Source organism: Candidatus Thiodictyon syntrophicum (genome assembly GCF_002813775.1).
GTDB classification, from domain to species: domain Bacteria; phylum Pseudomonadota; class Gammaproteobacteria; order Chromatiales; family Chromatiaceae; genus Thiodictyon; species Thiodictyon syntrophicum.
On the sequence record NZ_CP020370.1, the window covers coordinates 391,858 to 412,776 of the forward strand.

Consider the following 20,919-nt stretch of genomic DNA (forward strand, 5'->3'; position numbering starts at 1 on the left):
CGGGCACCGGCCGGCCGCGCCGCCGCCCGGCTTCAGGGTGCGGCCCCAATGACCCTGGAAAGAGCAGTCGTCCACAGATGAACACAGATGAACACAGATTATTCATTGACTTACGCTTGGTCGGGGGCTCACCTTGCGGGTGATTGCAACAATAGCGATAAGCGCATGACAATCGGAAGAAAATCTGTGTTCATCTGTGTTCATCTGTGGATTTTTGGATGACCCCGGCACCCCCGGCGCCGCCGCGGCCCTTCGTGATCGGCCCCTACCGGTTCGCCAACAACCTGGTCCTGGCACCGATGGCGGGGGTCAGCGACCGCCCCTATCGCGCCCTGTGCCGACGTTTCGGCGCCGCGCTTGCGGTGTCTGAGATGGTCTCCTGCGACACCAGTCTGCGCGGCTCGGTGAAATCGGTCCGGCGCCTGGACTTCGCGGGGGAGGCGGGACCCGTCTCGGTGCAGATCCTGGGCACCGACCCGGGCGCGATGGCCGAGGCGGCGCGCGTCAACCTTGGCCACGGCGCCCAGATCATCGACATCAATATGGGCTGCCCGGCCCGGAAGGTCTGCCGGGTCGCGGCGGGCTCGGCGCTGCTGCGCGACGAGTTGCTGGTGGGGCGCATCTTGAGCGCCGTGGTGCAGGCGGCCGCGCCCGCCCCGGTGACACTCAAGATCCGCACCGGCTGGTCCCCCGGGGAGCGCAACGCGCTGGCCGTCGCCCGTCTCGCCCGCGAGTGCGGGGTCAGTGCGCTCGCGGTCCACGGACGCACCCGCGCCTGCAACTATGCCACGCCGGCCGAACACGAAACGCTCCGCAACCTCCGCTCGCAGGTGGACATTGTGTTGATCGCCAACGGCGATATCGACTCCCCCCAGGCGGCCCGGCGCGTGCTGGACTCCACCGGTTGCGATGCTATCATGATCGGGCGCGCGGCCCAGGGACGCCCCTGGATCTTCCGCGACATCGCCGCGTATCTGGCCACCGGCGCCATCCCGACCGAGCCCCCGCGAGACTGGATCAGGGACCTGCTCCTGGAGCACCTGACGGGGCTCTATGACTTCTACGGGACCTGGGCCGGGGTGCGGATCGCGCGCAAACACATTGCCTGGTACTGTCGCGGCCTCCCCGGGGCCGCGGTCTTCAGAGACTCCGTCAATCGGTCGGACAGCACGCTGGACCAGCGACGGAAGGTTATGGCCTTCTTCAACGAACACCCCGAGCGGGAGGATGAGGCGGCATGACGACAGCGGTTACGGACGATACTCTGGCCCCGGAGCCGGTACACCCAGGGCCTGCGACAGTGCCCGGCGGCGATTTTCAGGTGGTCCAGGCGGATCGCGCCGATCCGCTGAGCAAGTGCGTGCAGGACGCCCTGGCGACCTATCTGCACAATATGGACGGGCACCGGGTCGTCGACCTGCATCGGCTGGTCATCGAGGAGGTGGAGCGCCCACTGTTCGAGACGGTGGTGCGCCACGCCGGGGGTAACCTGACCCTGGCCGCGCGCATGCTGGGGCTCACCCGCAGCACCTTGCGCAAGCGCCTGACGCACTACTCCATCAACCGCTAGTAAAATCGCCCGCTGGGCGATTTTACTAGGTGTAAAACCTTTTACTTGGTCTCTGTGGCCAGGCGGGATTTCAGTCTATGCAAGCGATACGACGGGCGTTGATCAGTGTTTCGGATAAGACCGGGGTGGTGGAGTTGGCGCGGGGGCTGGCGGCGCTGGGGGTCGAGATCCTCTCCACCGGGGGGACCGCGCGGCTGCTCGGTGAAGCGGGGATCGCGGTGACCGAGGTCTCGGACTACACGGGCTTTCCGGAGATGATGGGGGGGCGGGTCAAGACGCTGCACCCGATGATCCACGGGGGTATCCTGGGGCGCCGCGGGACCGATGAGGCGGTGATGGCCGAACATGGGATCGCGCCCATCGACCTGGTGGTGGTGAACCTCTACCCCTTCGAGGAAACGGTCGCCCAACCCGGCTGCGATCTTGCCACGGCGATCGAGAATATCGACATCGGCGGCCCCACCCTGCTGCGTGCTGCGGCCAAGAATCACGCGGGCGTCACGGTGCTGGTGGATGTGGCGGACTATCCGCGGGTGCTGGCGCAGTTGACGGAAACCGGCGGCGTCGATGACGCCACCCGCTTCGACCTGGCGGTCAAGGCCTTCGAGCATACCGCCGCCTATGACGGGGCCATCGCCAATTACCTGGGGGCGGTGATCGAGCACCCGCAGGGCAAGGCCGAGGGCTTTGGGCGCACCTTCAATCTCCAGTTCCACAAGCGCCAGGGGATGCGCTACGGCGAGAACCCCCATCAGCAGGCGGCCTTCTACGTCGGCCGCAATCCGACCGAGGCCTCCGTCGCCACGGCCCGCCAACTGCAGGGCAAGGAGCTTAGCTATAACAATATCGCCGACACGGACGCGGCCATCGAGTGCGTCAAGCAATTCGACGAGGGCATTGCCTGCGTCATCGTCAAACACGCCAACCCCTGCGGGGTGGCCATCGGCACCAGCCTGCTCGATGCCTATGAGCGTGCCTTCAGCACCGACCCCGAGTCCGCCTTCGGCGGCATCATCGCCTTCAATCGGGAACTCGATGGTGAGACGGCGCGGGTCATCTGCGAGCGCCAGTTCGTGGAGGTGATCGTGGCCCCGCGGGTCTCGGCGGCGGCCTCGGCGGCGGTGGCGGCGAAGAAGAACGTGCGCCTGCTCGAATGCGGCGAATGGTCCGCCGCGGCGGGCGCGCGGCTGGACTTCAAGCGGGTCAACGGCGGGCTCCTGGTGCAGGACGCGGATCTCACGCTGATCGACTCATTGCGCACCGTGACCCGGCGCGAGCCGACGGCGCAGGAGTTGGCGGACCTGCTGTTCACCTGGCGCGTGGCCAAGTCAGTGAAGTCCAACGCTATCGTCTATGGCCGCGACGGCATGACCATCGGCGTGGGGGCTGGGCAGATGAGCCGGGTCAACTCGGCGCGCATCGCCGCCATCAAGGCGGAGCTCGCGGGGTTGACGGTAAAGGGGTCGGTCATGGCCTCGGACGCCTTCTTCCCCTTCCGCGACGGCATCGACTCCGCCGCCGCGGCGGGCATCACCGCCGTCATCGAGCCCGGCGGCTCCATGCGCGACGAGGAGGTCATCGCCGCCGCGGACGAGCACGGCATGGCCATGATCTTTACCGGGATGCGGCACTTCCGTCATTGAGCGTACATCCGGCCGCGATCATCGAGGACGGCGCGCTGGTCCATGAAACGGTCAGCGTCGGCCCTTGGTCGATCATCGAGGCGGGGGCCGAGATCGGGGAGGGGTGCCGGATCGAGAGTTGCGTGCGTATCTTTGCGCCGACCCGCCTGGGCGCCTTCAATCGCGTCTGCCACGGGGCCACCCTGGGCGCCGAGGCCCAGGATTTGAGCTTCGACCCGGCACGGGCGCGCCCCCTGGTCATCGGGGACCACAATCACTTCAAGGAGGGGGTCAATATCAGTTGCGGGATCAAGTCCGCGGAGGGCACCCGCATCGGCAGCCACAATTACTGGATGGCCTATACACACGTCGGGCACGACTGCGTGGTGGGGGACCACAACATCTTCGCCAACACTGCCGGTCTGGCTGGCCATGTGGAGGTGCAGGACCACTGCTTTATCTCTGGAGCGGTGGCGGTGCATCAATTCTGCCGGATCGGCTCCTATGCCATGGTGGGAGGGCTGACCGGCGTCGCCCAGGACGTGCCGCCCTTCGCGCTGGCGGACGGGCACCGGGCGCGCCTCGTCGGCCTCAACGTCGTGGGCCTGCGCCGCGGCGGCTTCACCCAGGAGGCCCGCAACCGCATCAAGGCCGTCTACCGGCTGGTCTTCCGCTCGGGGCTGCGCCAGGCCGAGGCCCTGCTCCAGGCCGCGACCGAGCACCCGGGCCCGGAAACCGACCAACTCGTCCAATTCATCCAGTCGAGCCGGCGGGGCCTCATCTCATTCGCGGCACGTCCGGCGGCGGGCACGAGGGGAACCGAATAATCTCTCACAAAGACAGAGATCGTTATGAAGATACTCATCATCGGCGGCGGCGGCCGTGAACATGCACTCGCCTGGAAGGCCGCCCAATCGCCGCTCGCGCGGCGCGTCTTCGTGGCCCCCGGCAATGGCGGCACCGCCCTGGAGCCGGGGGTGGAGAACGTGCCGATCGCCGCGGATGACCTCCCCGCCCTGGTGCAGTTCGCCACGGACCAGGGCATCGGCCTCACCATCGTCGGCCCCGAGGTACCGCTGGTGGCCGGGGTGGTGGACGCCTTCGCTGCCGCGGGACTGCCCTGTTTCGGCCCGCGCCGGGCGGCCGCCCAACTGGAGGGCTCCAAGGCCTTCAGCAAGGCCTTCCTCGCGCGTCACGGGATCCCTACGGCCGCCTATGGCGTCTTCACCGAGGTGGCACCGGCCCTGGCCTATCTGGATCAGGTCGGGGCGCCCATCGTGGTCAAGGCCGACGGGCTCGCGGCCGGCAAGGGGGTGATCCTGGCCCAGGATCTGGCGACCGCCCAGGCGGCGGTGCGCGACATGCTGGGGGCCGGGCGCTTCGGGTGCGCCGGGGCGCGGGTCGTGATCGAGGAGTTCCTGACCGGCGAGGAGGCGAGCTTCATCGTCATGGCGGACGGCACCCACTGCCTGCCGATGGCCAGTTCCCAGGACCACAAGGCGCGCGACGACGGCGACCGCGGCCCCAACACCGGCGGCATGGGGGCCTATTCCCCGGCACCGGTGGTCACGCCGGCGCTCCACGACCGGGTGATGCGCGAGGTCATAGCCCCCACCCTGGCGGGGCTCGCGGCCGAGGGGATGCCCTATGTCGGCTTCCTCTACGCGGGCCTGATGATCGGGCCGGACGGCACCCCCAAGGTCCTGGAATACAACTGCCGCTTCGGCGACCCCGAGACCCAGCCCATCCTGCTGCGCCTGCGCTCGGACCTGGTGGCCCTGTGCCTCGCCGCCCTGGACGGGCGCCTGGATCAGGTCCAAGCGGACTGGGACCCGCGGGTCGCGCTCGGCGTGGTCATGGCCGCCGGCGGCTATCCGGACACCTACGCACAGGGGTTGCCGATCAGCGGTCTGGCGGACCAGGATGACCCGGACGTCAAGGTTTTCCATGCCGGCACGCGCCGCGCCGCCGACCAGACCCTGACCGCGGGCGGCCGGGTGCTGTGTGTCACCGCGCTGGGCGCGACCGCCCGCGAGGCCCAGGAGCGCGCCTACCGCGGGGTGCGGCGCATCCACTGGCCGGACTGCTATTACCGCACCGATATCGGCTATCGGGCCATTGCGCGGGAGGCGTGAGTCAATCCTTAACCCGAAAAAATGCAGTTTAGCCGCAAATGAACGCCAATTGACGCAAATAATCAGAGACTTGGCCTTTGCTGCATGTTCACCGTCCGGGTGACGCCCGCGACGATGCTAACCGATAGATTTATTTGCGCTTATTTGCGTTCATTTGCGGCCAAATACTCTTTTTGGGGTTAACCGTCGCGTGCGCGACGCCGATCTACCGGGACTTGCGCCCACGCCGGTGCAGCGGGAACACGAACAGATATCCAATTGAAAAACGAAGAACCTCCCGACCTTTGGCGCCTGCTCCGACCGCTCATCTTCCGCCTCGACCCGGAGTTGGCTCACCGGCTCACGCTCGCGCTGCTCGGGCGCTGGTCCAGGGTCTTCGACGGGCGCCTGCCGGACCGGGACCCGGCGCGACGGCCCGACCTGGCCCCGCGTCTGATGGGGCTCGAGTTCCCGAATCCCATCGGGCTCGCGGCCGGCCTCGATAAGGAGGCGCAGGCGGTCCCGGCCTGGCAGCGGCTGGGCTTCGGCTTCATCGAGGTCGGCACCGTCACCGCCCGGCCCCAGCCCGGCAACCCGCGGCCACGGCTCTTTCGCCTGCCCGCGGACCAGGCCATCGTCAATCGCATGGGGTTCAACAACGCGGGCGCCGCGGCCATGCAGGTGCAGTTGGAACGGCTGCGCGCGCGCGGCCTGCCGCGAGTACCCTTGGGTGTGAACCTGGGCAAGTCCAAGGTGACCCCGGCCGAACAGGCGGCGGCGGACTATCGCGAGAGTTTCGAGCGCCTGGGCGCACTGGCGGACTATGTGGTGGTCAATCTCTCCAGCCCGAACACCGAGGGGCTGCGGGCACTCCAGACGGTGACCGAGGTGCGGCGCATCGTCGCCGCCATCCAGGGCCCCAATCAGCGCCTCGCGAACCCCCGGCCCCTGCTGCTGAAGCTGGCACCGGATCTGACCGACGGCGACGCCATCGACTGTGCCCGGGCCGCCCTGGACGCGGGCTGCGCCGGGCTCGTCCTGACCAATACCAGCATTGACTTTGCGGGGCTGACCAGTCCCACCGCCAGCTTGAGCGGTGGGCTCTCCGGCCGACCCCTGTTTGCGCGCAGCACCCAGTTGCTCCAGACGGTGCGGACCGCGCTCGGGGCGGGGCCGGTGCTGATCGGTGTCGGCGGCATCATGGACGCGGCGGACGCGCGGGCCAAGCTCGCCGCCGGGGCCGACCTGGTGCAGGTCTATACCGGGCTCATCTACGGGGGGCCCAGATGGGTGCGCTCCCTGTTGCGGGGGCTGCCCCGAGGCTGACGGGCCCGCCGGGATTGCGCGCCGCGGCTCGCGGCTTCAGCCGTAAGCGGGCGCTGTCTCGGCGGGCCGCCGCCCCCAACGCAATGGCCAGCGGTTCTTGAGGCCGTCCCGCTTACGCGTGACACCGCGCAGCAGACCGGGCGGGTATTCGCCGCGACCTCCCCGTAGCCCGGATGGAGCGCAACGGAATCCGGGAGCGGCCGCACGCATAAAGCGGTGAGGGGCGCGCCGATGCCGCTATACAACAGCCGCACGGCACCAACAGTTTGCTGGGACCCTTTCAGGCGCCTCCGTGTTACGCTTGAAAGAACCTGGTTTTCGACGAGCACACCGCAATGCCGCTGGACCGCCACGGGTTCTTGCAGTTCAAGTCACTCCTGCTGGGCCTGGATTGCTGGAACGATCCAAGCCAGCGCCGGGCCTTTCTGCTGGACGCCTTTTGGGGCGAGGAATGGCTCAATCGGCTGCACCGGCAGAGTGCGGGCGAAGAGGCCGCCGTGGAACTGGTCGTACTCCTTCCCCGCCTATCCGGTGACCTATGCCCAGTACCGGGCCTTTCTCGACGCCGCAGACGGCTATCAGGATGCCCGCTGGTGGGTAGGACTCACGCAAGCGTCGGAACCCGGGCGACAACAACGGCCCTACGCGAGCTACCCGGCGGATCACGTCTCCTGGCATGACGCGACGGCCTTCTGCCGCTGGCTGAGCGCGCGGCTGGGTCATGAGGTGCGGCTGCCCGACGAGTGGGAGTGGCAGTGGGCGGCCAAGAGCGCCCGGCACTGGGGGTCCGAGTGGCGGGACGGGGTCGCAAACACCTATGAGGCCGGGATTGGGCGTACCACCGCGGTAGGGGTCTATCCAGGCGGACGCAGCCGGCAGGGTGTTTACGACCTCTGCGGAAACGTTCGTGAGTGGTGCAGGAACCAATATTCACAACGCCAGGACAGGAGACCGGCGAAAACCGGGTCGCGGGTGGTGCGCGGCGGCTCTTGGAGCGGCACCCGGCACGAGGCGCGCGCGGGCGACCGCAGCGGCGTCGGTCCGCACGGCCGCTACGACGACCTTGGTTTGCGTGTCCTGTGCGTCCCCCCCATTCACTGACCACTGAATCACTGACCACTGGCCACTGATCCTCTGTTCACTCTTCCCCGCGCGCCGCGCGGTTTTCCCCGGCCTCAACCAGGTCGTAGGGCCGGAATCCGCGGCTGTACCCCTCGCTGCGGGGTTCACTCGTGCTCAAGTGGGGCAGGGACCGGAGGTCGAGGCTTCAGCCGGTCCCCGCCGCGTGCCCTCGCTTCCTTTCGGTCGGCTCAGGGTGCGCCACCGGCTGAAGCCTCGACCTCCGGTTGCTGCTGCCGCGTAGTGACTGCAACGGCGCCTGGAGTCCAAGGCTTCAGCCTTGGGCGCCGCGCCAAGGCTGAAGCCTTGGACTCCAGGACGCTCGCCCCCTCAGGTCAGCGCCTCATAGATCGCCAGGGCGACCTTCGGATCATCCAGATAGCCGACGATGCCATGGCGGTTGTCGGTATGGTTCTTGACCTTGCCATAGTTGGTCACCGCCGGGGTGACCGGGAAGTTCTTCTTGTCCAGGGGGTAGAGGGCCACCACGTCCCGGTCGTCGTAGGCGTTGTACCAGGCTCTGGCGGGTGTGGGGAACTTGAGCGGCTTGAATTGATCGCGGATCGGGCGCAAGCCGAGCGGGCAGCCGACGGTGAGGTAGAGCGGCACCTTGAGCGCTCGCGGGTCCTCGCGCAGCACGCTGTAACCGACCACCGATCCCAGCGAGTGGCCGACCACGACCATCGGTTCGGTGTCGGTCAGGTCCGCGGCGACGATCTTGTCGATCTCGCTCTTGACGTTGGCGCGGCTCGTGTAGAGATAGACGTCGCGCGTGAAGGCTTCCAGGACCTTGTCGCTGATTCCCGGGGTGTGGGTGTCGAGCGCGCGGAAGATCGCCTGCACCCATTCCCAGTTCTGTGGTCCCTTCGGCTTGGGGTTGGCGCCGTACTCGGCATTGATCTGCTGGTCGGTGATACCGGCGCCTTGGCGCAGGGCCTCGGCCATCGCCGCCTCGAAGGCCAGGAAGTCGGCGTCCGCCGCACCCCCGCGGGTATTGAGGTCGTCCGTGAGGGGCACCGCGGATGCCTTGGTGAGTGCATCGAGCCGATCGCCGTAGAATGGCAGCCGGACCTCGACGGCGGCGGGCAGGGACAGGCCGTTCTGCGCGAGCCCTTTATTCAGTGCCCCCAGCCATTCGTGCTTGAGTGCCAAAGGGTCCTTGCCCTGCTGGCTACGCCCATGAATGAAGACGAGTCTCATGTCAGTTCCCCCTGGTGAAAGGCCGCCTCGATGATGTCCATCCCCGCGGACTCGAAGGTCGTCCACAGGGCGGACCGCAAGTGTTCGCCGGCCGCGGCGAGGGCCAGCGGTAAGTGCACGCCCTTGACCCGCAGCAAACCCCAGCCCTGGGTGAGCATGGGGCAGCCCGGTACCGCCCCCGCGGGCCTGCCGGACAGGGTGCCCGCCAGCATGGCAATGTCGAAGAGGTCGGCGCCGAGATCCCCGCGCAGGTACTCCTGCACCGAGCGGATGCGCTCGCGCAGGCCGGCGTCCGAGTAGGCGTAGGCGGCATAGAGTCCCAGGCTGGGGTCGATGCACTTCAAATAACGGATCTCGTCCGCCATGGCGGCGGCCCGGTCCCGGTCCAACTGGAAGACGCCCAGACCGGCGGCGGCGGCGACCACTGCGCGCAGGCGCTCCAGGCGCGGGCGCTGCTGTTGATAATCGGCCCAGCGCCAGTTGTTGTCCGCGGGGACATAGCTCAGGCTCATGACGCGCCCGCCATCGACGACCAGGCTCCCGACGAACCCGTTCAGCGTCGCGAGCAGGGTCCCGCTCCCATCGGCGAAGCGCAGGATCAGGCTGCCCGTCGGCCGCGCGCCGGGGTGGACCCGCACCAGTGCGGGAGCGCCTGGGCCGCCCGGGGTCACCACCTCGGCGCCGACACCGATCCCGTGGACTGCTGCGACCTCGGCCCCGACGACGGCGAAACCGGTTTGGGTCTCGAAGTGGCCCGGCGCGTCCGCGCGTTCAATCACCGCGAGCGAGGCGTCGAATGCGGAACGCGCCGGCGTGTCCTGCATTGCGATGGAGAAAGACGCGGCCGCCGGTCCGTTCTCCGCGCTGCGGCGCAGTTCAAAGCGCGCCACGTCGGTGACGCTCAATACCGTCGGCATCGGCGGCGCGGCTAAGCCCCTGGCGGCGGCGCTGCGGCGCGGCGCCACGCGGCCCAAATAGCATGCTTCACCGGACTCCACGATTGACTGCGGCAACTGTCGAAGCCGGATCGCCTTGTCCTGGGCGAGCTGGTTCACCTCGCGCCTGAGGTAGGCCTTGAGGCCGCGGTTCGGTACGACCCGGACGGTCTTGCCCTCGACCGACAGGGTCCGGATCATGTCCGGGTCCGGCTGCTGGAAGGCCTTGAGGAAGCAGGTGGTGTAGATGCCTTCAAATTGCCCGGCGCTGTCCGGCAGCGGCATCTCCAGGGCCGGATCGCCGGGCAGGGTGGCAAGAAACCGGTCGACCTCGACCTCGACGCCCGCGGCGGCCCCTTGATTGGGAAAGATCAGGCTGCCCCGGACCCGGTCGGCCCTGAGATCCTGCGGTACGGAGCGGCAGGCATCGGAGATGAAGACGACGCTGGGGATGCCGCACTCGCGGGCCAGCAGGGCGCTTTCGGCGAGGCTGACCGCCTGATTGGGGTCAGCGGGCGCGCCGGACAGCATCCAGTGCTCGGAGCCGTTGTTGAGGAAGCCGTGGCCGGAGAAATAGACGACCAATTGCTCCAGGGTCCCCTGGTCGACCAGTTCGGCGATCTTCTGAAAAAGGTCCGCTGCGGTGACGGGGCCTCGGGTATCGAGACACTTCTCGACGTGAAAGCCCTCCCGGCGGAGCCAATCGCCCACCTTGACGGCCCCTGTCACGGCCGCGGCGAGTACCGGCAGGTTGCCGGTCCTGTTGACACCAATGACGATGGCGGCCTTGTTCATGCTGCTCACTCCCCTTGTCCGTTTAGATGCTGGCACAAGTGCGTGACGGCGCCGCGCCCCGCCGGGCTCAGCCGCCGTCGGGAGACCGCCGCCAAGGTTGAAACCTCGGACTCCTGATCCTCTGCAAACCGCGGCTACTTGTCGAATACCCGCGGCCGAACCCTCAATCCAGGCTGACCTGCACCTGCGCCGCGACCCGCAGTGCCTTGGCCTTGGCCTCTTCGATGTCCGCCCCGCGGGCCAGGGCGACCCCCATCCGCCGCCGTCCGCGGACCTCGGGCTTGCCGAAGAGGCGCAGGTCCGTCCCCGGTTCAGCCAGGGCGGCGGCGAGGTTGCCGAAACGCGGCCGGTCGGACTCGCCCTCGACCAGGATCGCGGCGGAGGCGGCGGGGCCGAGCTGGCGGATCGCCGGGATCGGCAGGCCCAGGATGGCGCGGGCGTGCAGCGCGAATTCGGACAGGTCCTGGGAGATCAGCGTGACCATGCCGGTGTCGTGGGGGCGCGGCGAGACCTCGCTGAAGATGACCTCCTCGCCGCGCACGAACAGCTCCACGCCGAAGATGCCGCGCCCGCCCAGGGCCTGCGTCACCTGACCGGCAATCTCCCGGGCGCGCGCCAGGGCGGCGTCGGTCATGGGCTGGGGCTGCCAGGATTCGCGATAGTCGCCGTCCTCCTGGCGGTGCCCGATGGGCTCGCAGAAGCTGGTGCCGTCGCGGTGGCGCACCGTGAGCAGGGTGATCTCGTAGTCGAAGGGGATGAAGCCCTCGACGATGAGCCGCCCCGCGCCGCTGCGCCCGCCGCCCCGGGCATAGTCCCAGGCGTCGCCGATCTCCTCGGGGAAGCGGACCAGGCTCTGGCCCTTGCCGGAGGAGCTCATGATGGGCTTGACCACACAGGGCAGGCCGATGTCGGCGAGCGCGATGCCGAACTCCTCCGGGGTGTCGGCGAAGCGGTACGGGGAGGTGGGGATGCCCAGTTCCTCGGCCACCAGCCGGCGGATGCCCTCCCGGTTCATGGTCAGGCGCGCGGCGCGGGCGCTGGGGATCACGGTGAAGCCCTCGGACTCCAGCGCGACCAGGGTATCGGTGGCGATCGCCTCGATCTCCGGGACCACATAGTCCGGGCGCTCCAGTTCGATCACCCGCCGCAGTTCGGCCCCGTCCAGCATGGAGAAGCTGTAGGCGCGATCGGCGACCTGCATGGCGGGGGCATGGGGGTAGCGGTCACAGGCGATGACCTCGACCCCGAGGCGTTTCAGTTCGATGACGACTTCTTTGCCGAGTTCGCCGGCGCCGCACAGCAGGACCTTGACGGCGGTGGGGGTAAAGGGGGTTCCGATGGTGGGCATGGGGGCTGTTCTCTAAGTCATTCGGGGTGTTGCGTGGCCGGCTTCGGACGCTTGCACCGCCCGGCGGCGCGGCTCAATCCAACCGATACTGCTTCTCCACCGCCTCCTGGATTTCCCAGGTGCAGGCGAGCCCGGCCGGGAAGCGGATCAGGTCGCCGCGGGTGAAGGCCTGGGGTGTGCCGCCCTCGGGGGTGACCAGGAAGCGGCCGCGCAGGACATAGCAGGTCTCGGTCCTCGTATAGCGCCAGGGCAGGACGCCCGGCTCCCCGCGCCAGAGCGGCCAGCCGTCGACCCCGATCACCTCCAGTTTGGCAGGCGATGGCTTATGTTCCACCAGGATTTCCAGGTCGTCCACTGCATGTTTCTCCAGGCTTGCGGGGTGCGGGCCCTTGATTGTGACGATGCCGCCGCGACTTTGCCACTTTCCGCCCCTGCCGGTCGCTCCCTGTGCCCCCTGAGCGGTGTGTCTGGCGCCCGGCCGGCAGTGGAGCCTGAGCCGCGGTGCCCCGATCCCGCGCGCACGGGCGCAAGGCCGGTCAGCGCGCGGACCTTAAGCAAGAATAGCGGCTCGAGGGGCCAGGACCGACTGATGTCTGAGCGCTGGTTTTTTGGCCTGTGGCCGGACCCGGCGACAGCACAGGCCCTGGCGGCACAGGCCAGGCCGCTGATCCCGCACGGCGTCCGCGCCGCCCATCCGCTGGATCTGCACCTGACGCTGCATTTCCTCGCGCAGGTTTCGCGTTACTGCGTCGTTGGATTGGGGTCTGACGGTGGAGTGGGAGGCCCGGGAGTTCGTCCTCGCTCGCGGGCGCGACGGACAGGTCCCGCGCTATGCGGCGGCGCACCGCTGGTCGCTCGGGGCTGGGCCCTGAGGGCCATGATTTCACCCAAATCTCAAGCCAGGAACATGACCAGGTAAACCAGCCCTGGTGGTTGTAAACCGGCCGCGTGCCTCCCATTGAGGACCTGTGCAAACAGTCTCTCGTCCCATCCAGGCCGACCTCAGGGGTAACCAGCGCGTATGACCGCCGACCGGAATCAAGACTTGCAGGGCGAACTGACCGAGCGCGTGCGCGCCGCGGCTGACGCTGGCCGCCCCCTGGCGCTGCGCGGCGCCGACACCAAGACCTTCCTCGGTCGGGTGACGACGGGCGAACCCCTGGCACTGTGCGGGCACGCCGGGATCATCGACTATCAGCCCAAGGAGCTGGTCATCACCGCCCGCGGCGGGACCAGGCTCGATACCATCGAGGCCGTGCTCGCCGCGGCGGGCCAGCAACTCCCCTTCGAGCCGCCGCGCCTGGGGGCCGGCGCCACCCTGGGCGGCACCATCGCCTGCGGACTCTCCGGGCCCGCCCGCCCCTACGCCGGTTCCGCCCGGGACCTGGTGCTGGGCGCCCGGGTACTGACCGGCCGGGCCGAGGTCCTGCGCTTCGGCGGCGAGGTGATGAAGAACGTCGCCGGCTTCGACTGCTCCCGCCTCATGGTCGGGGCCTATGGCACGCTCGGGGTGCTCCTGGACCTGAGCCTCAAGGTCATGCCCATCCCGCCCTGCACGGCGACCCTGGTGCAGGGGTGCGACCAGGCGCAGGCCCTGGACCTGATGAACCGCTGGGCTGCCAGACCCTTGCCCATCACCGCCACTTGCTGGGCGGACAGCGGCGACGGCGGGCGCCTCTGGGTGCGACTGGCCGGCGCCGCGCAGGGGGTTCGGGCGGCGTGCTCCGTCATCGGCGGCGAGCCCCTGCCGGACGCGGACGCCACGGCCTTCTGGGCCGGACAGGTCCGCGAGCAGCAGCACGGATTCTTCGGTGGGGACCTGCCCCTGTGGCGGATCGGCCTCCCCCGGGCCATTCCATCGCTGGACCTGCCGGGCCCCCAACTCCTGGAGTGGAACGGCACCCAGCGCTGGCTGCGCAGCGCCGCCCCGCCCGCCGTCATCCGCGCCCTGGTCACCCCCGTTGGCGGACACGCCACCCTGTTTCGGGGTGGCGAGCGCACCGGCGCGGTCTTCCAACCCCTGCCGGAGCCGCTGATGGCACTGCACCGCAACCTCAAACACGCCTTCGACCCCCAGGGTATCTTGAACCCCGGGCGGCTGTACCCGGAGCTTTGACGTGCAGACCCAGATACTTGCGCAGTTCCTCGCCACCCCCGCGGGCCGCGAGGCGGACGCCATCCTGCGCAGCTGTGTGCATTGCGGCTTCTGCACCGCCACCTGCCCCACCTACCAACTGCTGGGCGATGAACTGGACGGGCCGCGCGGTCGCATCTACCAGATCAAGCAGGTCCTGGAGGGTCAGACCCCGACCCGCATCACCCAGGGGCACCTCGACCGCTGCCTGGGCTGCCGATCCTGCGAGACCACCTGCCCATCCGGCGTGCGCTATGCCCGCCTGGCCGACATCGGCCGGCACCTGGTGGACGAGCGCGTCGCCCGCCCCTGGACGCAAAGGCTGCTGCGCACCGCCCTGGTCGGCCTGGTGCCCCACCCGGCGCGCCTCGCCCCGCTGGTGCGGCTCGGTCGTTTGGTCCGGCCGCTGCTCCCCGCCGCGCTCGCCGCCAAGGTCCCGCGGCCCCGTCCCGCCGGGGACTGGCCGGCGCCCCAGGGCCGCCGTCGCGTCCTGGCCCTGGCCGGTTGTGTTCAGGCCATCGCCACCCCGCTCACCAACGCCGCCGCCGCCCGCGTCCTGGACCGCCTCGGCCTGGACCTGATCGAGGCCCCCCAGGCCGGCTGCTGCGGGGCCCTGGCCTATCACCTCGGGGCCCAGGCCCAGGGTCTGGACGCCATGCGCCGCAATATCGACGCCTGGTGGCCCGCGATCGAGTCCGGCTGCGAGGCCATCCTGATCACCGCCAGCGCCTGCGCCGCCACGGTCAAGGACTACGGCGATCTGCTGCGGGACGACCCCGCCTATGCTGAGCGCGCCGCCCGGGTCGCGTCCCTGGCCCGCGACCCCACCGAGTGGCTGTCCGCGGCGGACCTAAGCCCGCTGGGCACCCCCGGCCGCGGCCGACGCATCGCCTTCCACGCCCCCTGCAGCCTCCAGCACGGCCAGCAGATCAAGGGCCTGGCGGAGTCCATCCTCACCCGGCTCGGCTTCGTCCTGACCCCGGTCCCCGACCCCCATCTGTGCTGCGGCTCCGCCGGCACCTACTCACTCACCCAGCCCGTGTTGTCCCGGCAATTGCAGGCCAACAAGGTCGCCGCGTTGGAGTCCGGCGCCCCGGAACTGATCGCCACCGCCAATATCGGATGCCAACTGCACCTGGAGGCCGGGAGCCGGTTGCCGGTGGTTCATTGGCTGGAATTGCTGGATGGGGGCTAATATGGCGCGGGCGGCCTCGATCATCGTTCCGGCCACTTCGGTCACGACGAGGTCGCTGGTCCGCACAGCGGACCCTACGGGCGCGGCGCCTTCCCGTAGGGTCCGCTGTGCGGACCGTGCGCGCCGGCCGGAACGATGATCAAGGCCGCGCGGGCGATGCCGCGTCGCACCCGGCTGCCGATTCGATTAAGCGATGAATTTGTCCTGGGAAGCGTGACCGCCGCTCCGGATTCATTGGATGCCATCCGGCGCATCAATGCCAATCGGAACTGCGCGGACCTAACGGTGGGCAGGTGGGTGATTTATCGTGGCACGTCCCCTACTTCACTCGGAATGGCGACGCCTGTCAAAACAGCACGGCGAGTTGCACCGAGCATCCCGGCAGCCCTGGCAGGGCGATTGGGGCCTGAAGATCGATGGGACCGTGGTCCCGGTAGGTACCGCCCTCCGGTCGACTGAACCGCAGCACCTTGCGGTGTGCGATGTCGACCACCCAGACCTCGGGGATGCCCTGCCGGGCATAGAGTGGGACCTTCACATGCAGATCGTAATGCAGCGTGCTGTCGGCCACCTCGATCAGCAGCAGGACGTCGGCAGCCTCGGGGTGCGAGTGGGCGTAAAAGTCCGGGCGTGGGCGCAGGAGGGCGATGTCGGGTTGGGGCTCGGAACGGGGGCGTAGTACCACCGGGTCCTGAACCGCGACGATGGCGCGCTCGCCGACCGCTTGGGCCAGCAGTCGATTCAGGTGCTTGACCCCGCCCCCGTGGGGGCTGCCGATGGGTGGCATGCTGACAATCTCTCCTTCGATCAGTTCGACCCGGTCGTCCTCGCGCAGGATGCCGGTTTCTCCCATGCGTTGGTAGTCATCGACGGTGAACAGCCAGTGGCGGGTCTGTGCTTGCGCGGTCGCGGGCATGATCGGAACCTGCGTAGATGTGCCGGTGCCAAGGGTAGGCATCCAGCCGCCATCCTAGGACGGATGCTCGGGATCGGCAAGCGGATCAGAGTTGGAGCGGCCCTTGGAGGACGTGCGGTTCTCCCGGCCCAGGCGACAGCAGCGGTTACCGGCAGTGTTGACGCGCGAGGAGGTGCGGCGGTTGTGCGAGGCGATGGACGGGACTTTCGGTATGTCCAAGCCTCCGACCGCCCCGTCAATTCGCGATTCAATCCAACCCAAACGCCTGCAGCACTTTCACCAATCCATAGGCAATGCCGCCAGCCGCCGGGATGGTCAGAAGCCAGGCCCATAGCATCCGCTCGACCACGGTCCAGCGCACGGCGGAGAAGCGCTTGGCGGCCCCCACCCCCATGATGGCGGCGGAGATGTTGTGGGTGGTGGAGACGGGGATGCCGAGGCTGGAGGCAATGGTGATGACGGTGGCGGCGGAGGTCTCGGCGGCGAAGCCGTGGATGGGGTGCAGGTGCACCAGCTTGTGGCCCAGGGTCTTGATGATCCGCCAGCCGCCCACCGCGGTCCCGGCGGCCATGGTGACGGCGCAGGTGAGCTTGATCCAGAGGTCGATGTCGCCGTGGGCGAGCGCCGTTTCGCTCGGGCGCATCCAGTCGAGCCAGGTCGGCAGGGTGGCGAGGGTCCCGGCCTGGTGGGCCGAAACCAGCGCGAGGGCGATGATGCCCATGGTCTTCTGCGCGTCGTTGAGGCCGTGGGCCAGGCCCATGTAGCCCGCGGAGACGAGCTGCGCCTTGCCGAAGAAGGCGTTGCCCCAGCGGGGGCGGGCGATGCGCATGAGGACCCCGCCGCTGCGCGACATGGCCCAGAAGAGGGCGAACAGCACCCCCATCAACAGGTAACCGCCGACGAAGCCCGCGACCGGGCTGCTGACCATCGGTACCACCACCTTCCAGAGGATCCCGGCGCCTTTGTACCAGGGGTCGGTGGGCTGGGACCAGATCACGGCCCCCCATTGTCCATGGGCGGCGGCAATCGCGGCGCCGCACAGGCCGCCGATCAGGGCGTGGGAGGAGGAGGACGGCAGGCCCAGGTACCAGGTCACCAGGTTCCAGACGATGCCGCCGATCAGGGCGCAGATGATGACCTGGGAGGTGACCTCGACGACGCCCTGGTCCAGCAGTCCGGTGGCGATGGTCTTGGCCACGGCGGTGCCCCAGAGGGCCCCGATCAGGTTGGTGGTGGCGGCGAGTGCAACCGCCTGCATCGGCGCCAGCACCTTGGTCGCGACCACCGTGGCGATGGAGTTGGCGGTGTCGTGGAAGCCGTTGATGTACTCGAAGACGAGGGCGGTGAGGACCACCGCGATGAGAAGCGTCAGCACGGCGGCGTCCTCAACTGTTCTTCAGCGCGATCTGGTAGGCGACTGCCCCGGCCTCGCGGCAGCGGTCGATCGCCTTTTCCAGGATCTCGAAGAACTCCTTGATCAGGAACATCTGCTGGCCCTCGTAGCGGCCGGAGTAGAGGTCGCGGTAGAGTTCCAGCATCAGCCGGTCGGCCTCGCTCTCGATCGAGCGCAGGCGGTCGTTCAAGACCCGCATCTTCTCCAGCTTCATGCGGCGCAGTTGCCGGACCATCTCGGCCACCACCAGGGCGGCCTGTTCGAGCATGGCGGCGCGGGGGGCAAAGTCGATCCCTTCCAGGAGCCGGGTGGCCAGTGTGTAGCGTTCGGCGAAGCGCTCCACCTGCTTGGGGATGCGCACCAGGGCGGAGCTCAGGGCCTCGATGTCCTCGCGCTCCAGCGCGGTGACGAAGCTGTTGACCAACTCCTCGTTGATCTTGTCGGCGATGGCGCGCTCGCGCTCGCGGGCGTGCCGGAAGGCGTCCAGCGCCGGGGCCTTGTCGTTGCTGCGCAGCATGACATACAGGGCCTTGGTGCTGTCGGCCGCGGCGGTCGCCGCCTGTTCGAGCAGCCCGAAGAACTGGTTGCCCTTGCCGAAGATCGTCTGGAGCGAAAACATACTGGCGCCTCGGAAGTCAATGGGGGCGGGGCCGCCCGGATGGGGGCCCACGGCCGGTGCGTGCGGGCGCTATGTTACAGTCCGGTTACACCGGTTGTCCTGCCGCCGGACACAATATCGGGAAGTTCCCGCGGCGGGGGGCGAGCGGCTTGGCTTGGCCGTTGGGCGGTGGTGAATTACACTTGAGGGATATTCGTAATTCAGGGTTCGGGCCACCATGCGCAGCCGCTCCAAGTTGGGCCCCGCCGACCGTCGGGAGCGGCCGGAGGAGACGGGTCGATTCCGGGCGATTCCGGTCCGGGAGGACCCCATCGCCGCCTTGCGCGCCAGCGGGAAGGGGGGCGCCACCGCGCGACTGCTCGCCGACCGTCAGGCGGACCGCGAGGGGCAGTGAGCAACTACCTGCTGGATACCCCATGCCCAGAGTCGACACCGATACCTTCTACCGCAACGCCCTTGAGCGCTACGGCCACAATGCCCAAGGCGCCCACTGGGAGTCCGCCCGCACCCAGCGGGTTCGCTTCGCCGTACTGCGCCGCCTGCTGCCCGCCGACCTGTCGGCCCTGACCCTGGTCGATGTGGGCTGCGGCCTGGGCGACCTCTTTCGTTACCTGGAGGTCCAGGGCGACCGGCCGGGCGCCTATGTAGGTATCGATGTGGTTGAGCCGATGGTGGAGATCGCACGCCTGCGCACCGACGGGGAGATTCTGTTGCTCGATGCGCTGCGTGACCCCTTGCCCGGGGCGGACTACTACCTGTGCAGCGGCGCCATGAATACCCTGACCCGGGAGGAGACCCGTCTCTTCATCGAGCGCTGTCTGGCCGCCTCCCGGCTGGGGTTCGTCTTCAACCTGCTGCGCGGCGAGGACGACTGCGACACCTTCAACTACTGGGAGCCGGAAGACATTGAGGCCCTGGCCCAGGAACTGGGGACCGACTGCGCGATCGAGACCGGTTACATGCACCGGGACTTCAGTGCCGCCTTGCGCCACCCGGTGCAGGGTGCGATCAGCACTGATGTCGTCGCGAAGACGGTGTAGGTGTAGGGCGGATGCCCGCAGGGCGATCCGCCATTGCTCAGGCACCGAAGGGGCGGAACCGCCTGCGGCATTCCGCAGCCCAAGGTTTCCGCTCTGATGCGCGGGAGACTGTCCGGTTAATTGTCGGGCCTACCCTTGCCGACCCTGCCCGCCTATTCGGAGTACGCGACCATGGCCCACCGATTCGACCGCATCACCACCGATCCCGCCCGCATGAACGGCCAGCCCTGCATCCGCGGCCTGCGCCTCACCGCCAGGCGCGTGGTTGCGGCCGTCGCACTCTACCCGGACCGCGATGAACTCAAGCGCGAGTACCCGGAGTTGGAAGACGAAGACATCCGCCAAGCCCTGGAGTACGCGGCGGAATGCATCGCTGACGAAATCCTCGCCCTGGACGCGGCGTGACGCCCCTGATGCTCGATCAGGGGTTGCCGCGCAGCACGCCCAGGCACCTGCAACAACTCGGCATCCAGGCTACTCACGTCGCGGATATCGGACTGAGCCGGGCCAACGACAGCCGGATCATCGACCAGGCGCGGTCGGACGGGACCACCATCGTCACCCTTGTGAGAGCCAGGCTCAAGCGGGCGCAAGCGCATTATGCGGCATGGTTAGCGGAGCAGAGGAGATAACGCTATGAGCGATGAACACGACATCCCCGTCCAGGCCAGTAGCGGCAATGTCTTTTCAGACCTTGGCCGACCTGATGCCGAGGAGGCATTGGCGCGTGTGCGGCTGGCCCAACAGATTGCGGAGGTCATTGAACGCAAAGACCTCAGTCAGATCGAAGCCGCGGCCCTGATGGGCATTGACCAGCCCAAGGTTTCCGCTCTGATGCGAGGGAGGTTGTCCGGTTTCTCGACTGACCGACTGTTCCGTTTTGAGTTTCTTCAGCCGGATTGCGGGTAAACGTTTCAATCTTGGAACAAGAGAATCCGTTGCACCTGTATCAACCAGAAACAGCCCTTCCCATGATCTCTCCGGGCTTGCAGGATTCCTGATTGTCACCGTCACATGCGTTGCACCCATAAGTCACCTCAACATTTGCCCGTATCGAGCTTCGCCGAAAGGACGCCGCCCAAGGCGCCAGGAAGTATAAGAATTCTCTCACAAAGGCACAAAGACACAAAGAAGAAAAGGAATGATCACGTCAAGGCGCCAAGCTCGCCAAGACCTACAATACGCTGGATGCAGTATCCGAGTCATCCGCTGGTTGAATTGCCCAACGCCGATAAGGTACTGAAAAGCCTTGGCGAGCTTGGCGCCTTGGCGTGACGACTGCTTGTTCCAGGGTGAAGCCCGAGGCGACCCGGCAGCCCTGTCGGGCGGATGCCCGCAGGGCGATCCGCCATTGCTCAGGCACCGAAGCGGCGGAACCGCCTGCGGCGTTCCGCCCTACGCGGGCTGGTCGTGGAGTCGACGCCGGGGCCGGCGACGAAGAAGCCGGGCGCACGGCGCTGGGGGCAGACCTCGCCAGGGGCGGCATAGGGGGTGACTCAACACTGTGTCGTGAGCCACCTTCGGGCGCCGGTGGCTCGGTGGCCGTCTACCATCGACAGCCCTGCAAACGACCCCAGGTGATCCGTCGGTGTT

General features: G+C 68.1%; 21 protein-coding genes. 14 read left to right on the forward strand and 7 right to left on the reverse strand.

Annotated features, from left to right (window positions below):
• Window positions 1–218 precede the first annotated feature (218 nt).
• The 7 genes from dusB to THSYN_RS01715 all read left to right on the forward strand — a co-directional run bounded on the left by dusB (window position 219) and on the right by THSYN_RS01715 (window position 7,733).
• Entirely contained in the window at window positions 219–1,241 is a 1,023-nt protein-coding gene (gene dusB, locus THSYN_RS01685) for a tRNA dihydrouridine synthase DusB (RefSeq protein WP_100917610.1), read from the forward strand.
• A complete protein-coding gene (locus THSYN_RS01690; RefSeq protein ID WP_100917611.1) occupies window positions 1,238–1,570 on the forward strand; it encodes a helix-turn-helix domain-containing protein in 333 nt (110 codons plus the stop codon). The genes dusB and THSYN_RS01690 overlap by 4 nt, the downstream gene beginning before the upstream one ends.
• Before the next feature lie 77 nt (window positions 1,571–1,647).
• Window positions 1,648–3,213 carry a bifunctional phosphoribosylaminoimidazolecarboxamide formyltransferase/IMP cyclohydrolase gene (purH, locus tag THSYN_RS01695; protein ID WP_100917612.1) on the forward strand — a complete coding sequence of 522 codons (1,566 nt, stop codon included), beginning with the start codon at window positions 1,648–1,650 and terminating at the stop codon, window positions 3,211–3,213.
• Window positions 3,210–4,019, forward strand: a complete 810-nt coding sequence (lpxA, locus tag THSYN_RS01700; protein WP_100917613.1) for an acyl-ACP--UDP-N-acetylglucosamine O-acyltransferase — start codon at window positions 3,210–3,212, stop codon at window positions 4,017–4,019. Before purH ends, lpxA begins: the two co-directional genes overlap by 4 nt.
• A 24-nt stretch (window positions 4,020–4,043) precedes the next feature.
• Complete coding sequence (gene purD, locus THSYN_RS01705; RefSeq protein ID WP_100917614.1) at window positions 4,044–5,327, forward strand: phosphoribosylamine--glycine ligase; 1,284 nt, start codon at window positions 4,044–4,046, stop codon at window positions 5,325–5,327.
• A gap of 258 nt (window positions 5,328–5,585) precedes the next feature.
• The gene (locus tag THSYN_RS01710) at window positions 5,586–6,632 is read left to right on the forward strand and encodes a quinone-dependent dihydroorotate dehydrogenase (protein WP_100917615.1); all 1,047 of its coding nucleotides are present in this window, start codon (window positions 5,586–5,588) and stop codon (window positions 6,630–6,632) included.
• Between the two features lie 531 nt (window positions 6,633–7,163).
• Complete coding sequence (locus THSYN_RS01715; RefSeq protein WP_216644662.1) at window positions 7,164–7,733, forward strand: formylglycine-generating enzyme family protein; 570 nt, start codon at window positions 7,164–7,166, stop codon at window positions 7,731–7,733.
• A 348-nt stretch (window positions 7,734–8,081) separates the two neighbouring features.
• Here THSYN_RS01715 and THSYN_RS01720 read toward each other — a convergent pair whose 3' ends face one another.
• From THSYN_RS01720 to THSYN_RS01735, 4 genes are all read right to left on the reverse strand, one after another.
• Complete coding sequence (locus THSYN_RS01720; protein ID WP_100917617.1) at window positions 8,082–8,951, reverse strand: alpha/beta hydrolase; 870 nt, start codon at window positions 8,949–8,951, stop codon at window positions 8,082–8,084.
• Window positions 8,948–10,681, reverse strand: a complete 1,734-nt coding sequence (locus THSYN_RS01725) for a caspase family protein (RefSeq protein WP_100917618.1) — start codon at window positions 10,679–10,681, stop codon at window positions 8,948–8,950. Before THSYN_RS01725 ends, THSYN_RS01720 begins: the two co-directional genes overlap by 4 nt.
• 163 nt (window positions 10,682–10,844) lie before the next feature.
• Entirely contained in the window at window positions 10,845–12,029 is a 1,185-nt protein-coding gene (gene purT, locus THSYN_RS01730) for a formate-dependent phosphoribosylglycinamide formyltransferase (RefSeq protein WP_100917619.1), read from the reverse strand.
• Between the two features lie 73 nt (window positions 12,030–12,102).
• Window positions 12,103–12,384, reverse strand: coding sequence for a cupin domain-containing protein (locus THSYN_RS01735; protein WP_100917620.1), 282 nt, complete (start codon window positions 12,382–12,384; stop codon window positions 12,103–12,105).
• A 666-nt stretch (window positions 12,385–13,050) separates the two neighbouring features.
• Here THSYN_RS01735 and glcE point away from each other — a divergent pair.
• On the forward strand, window positions 13,051–14,145 hold the full coding sequence (glcE, locus tag THSYN_RS01740) for a glycolate oxidase subunit GlcE (RefSeq protein ID WP_100917621.1): 1,095 nt from the start codon (window positions 13,051–13,053) through the stop codon (window positions 14,143–14,145).
• 1 nt (window position 14,146) lies between these two features.
• Window positions 14,147–15,358 (forward strand): glycolate oxidase subunit GlcF, encoded by a 1,212-nt coding sequence (gene glcF, locus THSYN_RS01745; RefSeq protein WP_100917622.1) that lies wholly within the window; start codon window positions 14,147–14,149, stop codon window positions 15,356–15,358.
• A gap of 346 nt (window positions 15,359–15,704) precedes the next feature.
• Here the strand turns inward: glcF and THSYN_RS01750 are convergent, their stop codons facing one another.
• From THSYN_RS01750 to THSYN_RS01760, 3 genes are all read right to left on the reverse strand, one after another.
• Window positions 15,705–16,274 (reverse strand): Uma2 family endonuclease, encoded by a 570-nt coding sequence (locus THSYN_RS01750; RefSeq protein WP_100917623.1) that lies wholly within the window; start codon window positions 16,272–16,274, stop codon window positions 15,705–15,707.
• A gap of 247 nt (window positions 16,275–16,521) precedes the next feature.
• A complete protein-coding gene (locus THSYN_RS01755) occupies window positions 16,522–17,649 on the reverse strand; it encodes an inorganic phosphate transporter (protein ID WP_100917624.1) in 1,128 nt (375 codons plus the stop codon).
• Between the two features lie 10 nt (window positions 17,650–17,659).
• Window positions 17,660–18,286, reverse strand: a complete 627-nt coding sequence (locus THSYN_RS01760) for a DUF47 domain-containing protein (RefSeq protein WP_100917625.1) — start codon at window positions 18,284–18,286, stop codon at window positions 17,660–17,662.
• 217 nt (window positions 18,287–18,503) lie between these two features.
• On the opposite strand from THSYN_RS01760, the gene THSYN_RS01765 reads away from it, so the two are divergent.
• From THSYN_RS01765 to THSYN_RS01785, 5 genes are all read left to right on the forward strand, one after another.
• Window positions 18,504–18,680, forward strand: coding sequence for an AbrB family transcriptional regulator (locus THSYN_RS01765; RefSeq protein ID WP_100917626.1), 177 nt, complete (start codon window positions 18,504–18,506; stop codon window positions 18,678–18,680).
• A gap of 22 nt (window positions 18,681–18,702) precedes the next feature.
• The gene (locus THSYN_RS01770) at window positions 18,703–19,326 is read left to right on the forward strand and encodes a class I SAM-dependent methyltransferase (protein WP_100917627.1); all 624 of its coding nucleotides are present in this window, start codon (window positions 18,703–18,705) and stop codon (window positions 19,324–19,326) included.
• Between the two features lie 120 nt (window positions 19,327–19,446).
• A complete protein-coding gene (locus THSYN_RS01775) occupies window positions 19,447–19,731 on the forward strand; it encodes a DUF433 domain-containing protein (RefSeq protein ID WP_236848771.1) in 285 nt (94 codons plus the stop codon).
• A complete protein-coding gene (locus THSYN_RS01780) occupies window positions 19,728–19,958 on the forward strand; it encodes a DUF5615 family PIN-like protein (RefSeq protein ID WP_157817392.1) in 231 nt (76 codons plus the stop codon). Before THSYN_RS01775 ends, THSYN_RS01780 begins: the two co-directional genes overlap by 4 nt.
• A 4-nt stretch (window positions 19,959–19,962) precedes the next feature.
• Window positions 19,963–20,235 (forward strand): helix-turn-helix domain-containing protein, encoded by a 273-nt coding sequence (locus THSYN_RS01785; protein ID WP_100917629.1) that lies wholly within the window; start codon window positions 19,963–19,965, stop codon window positions 20,233–20,235.
• The last annotated feature ends 684 nt before the right edge of the window (window positions 20,236–20,919 follow it).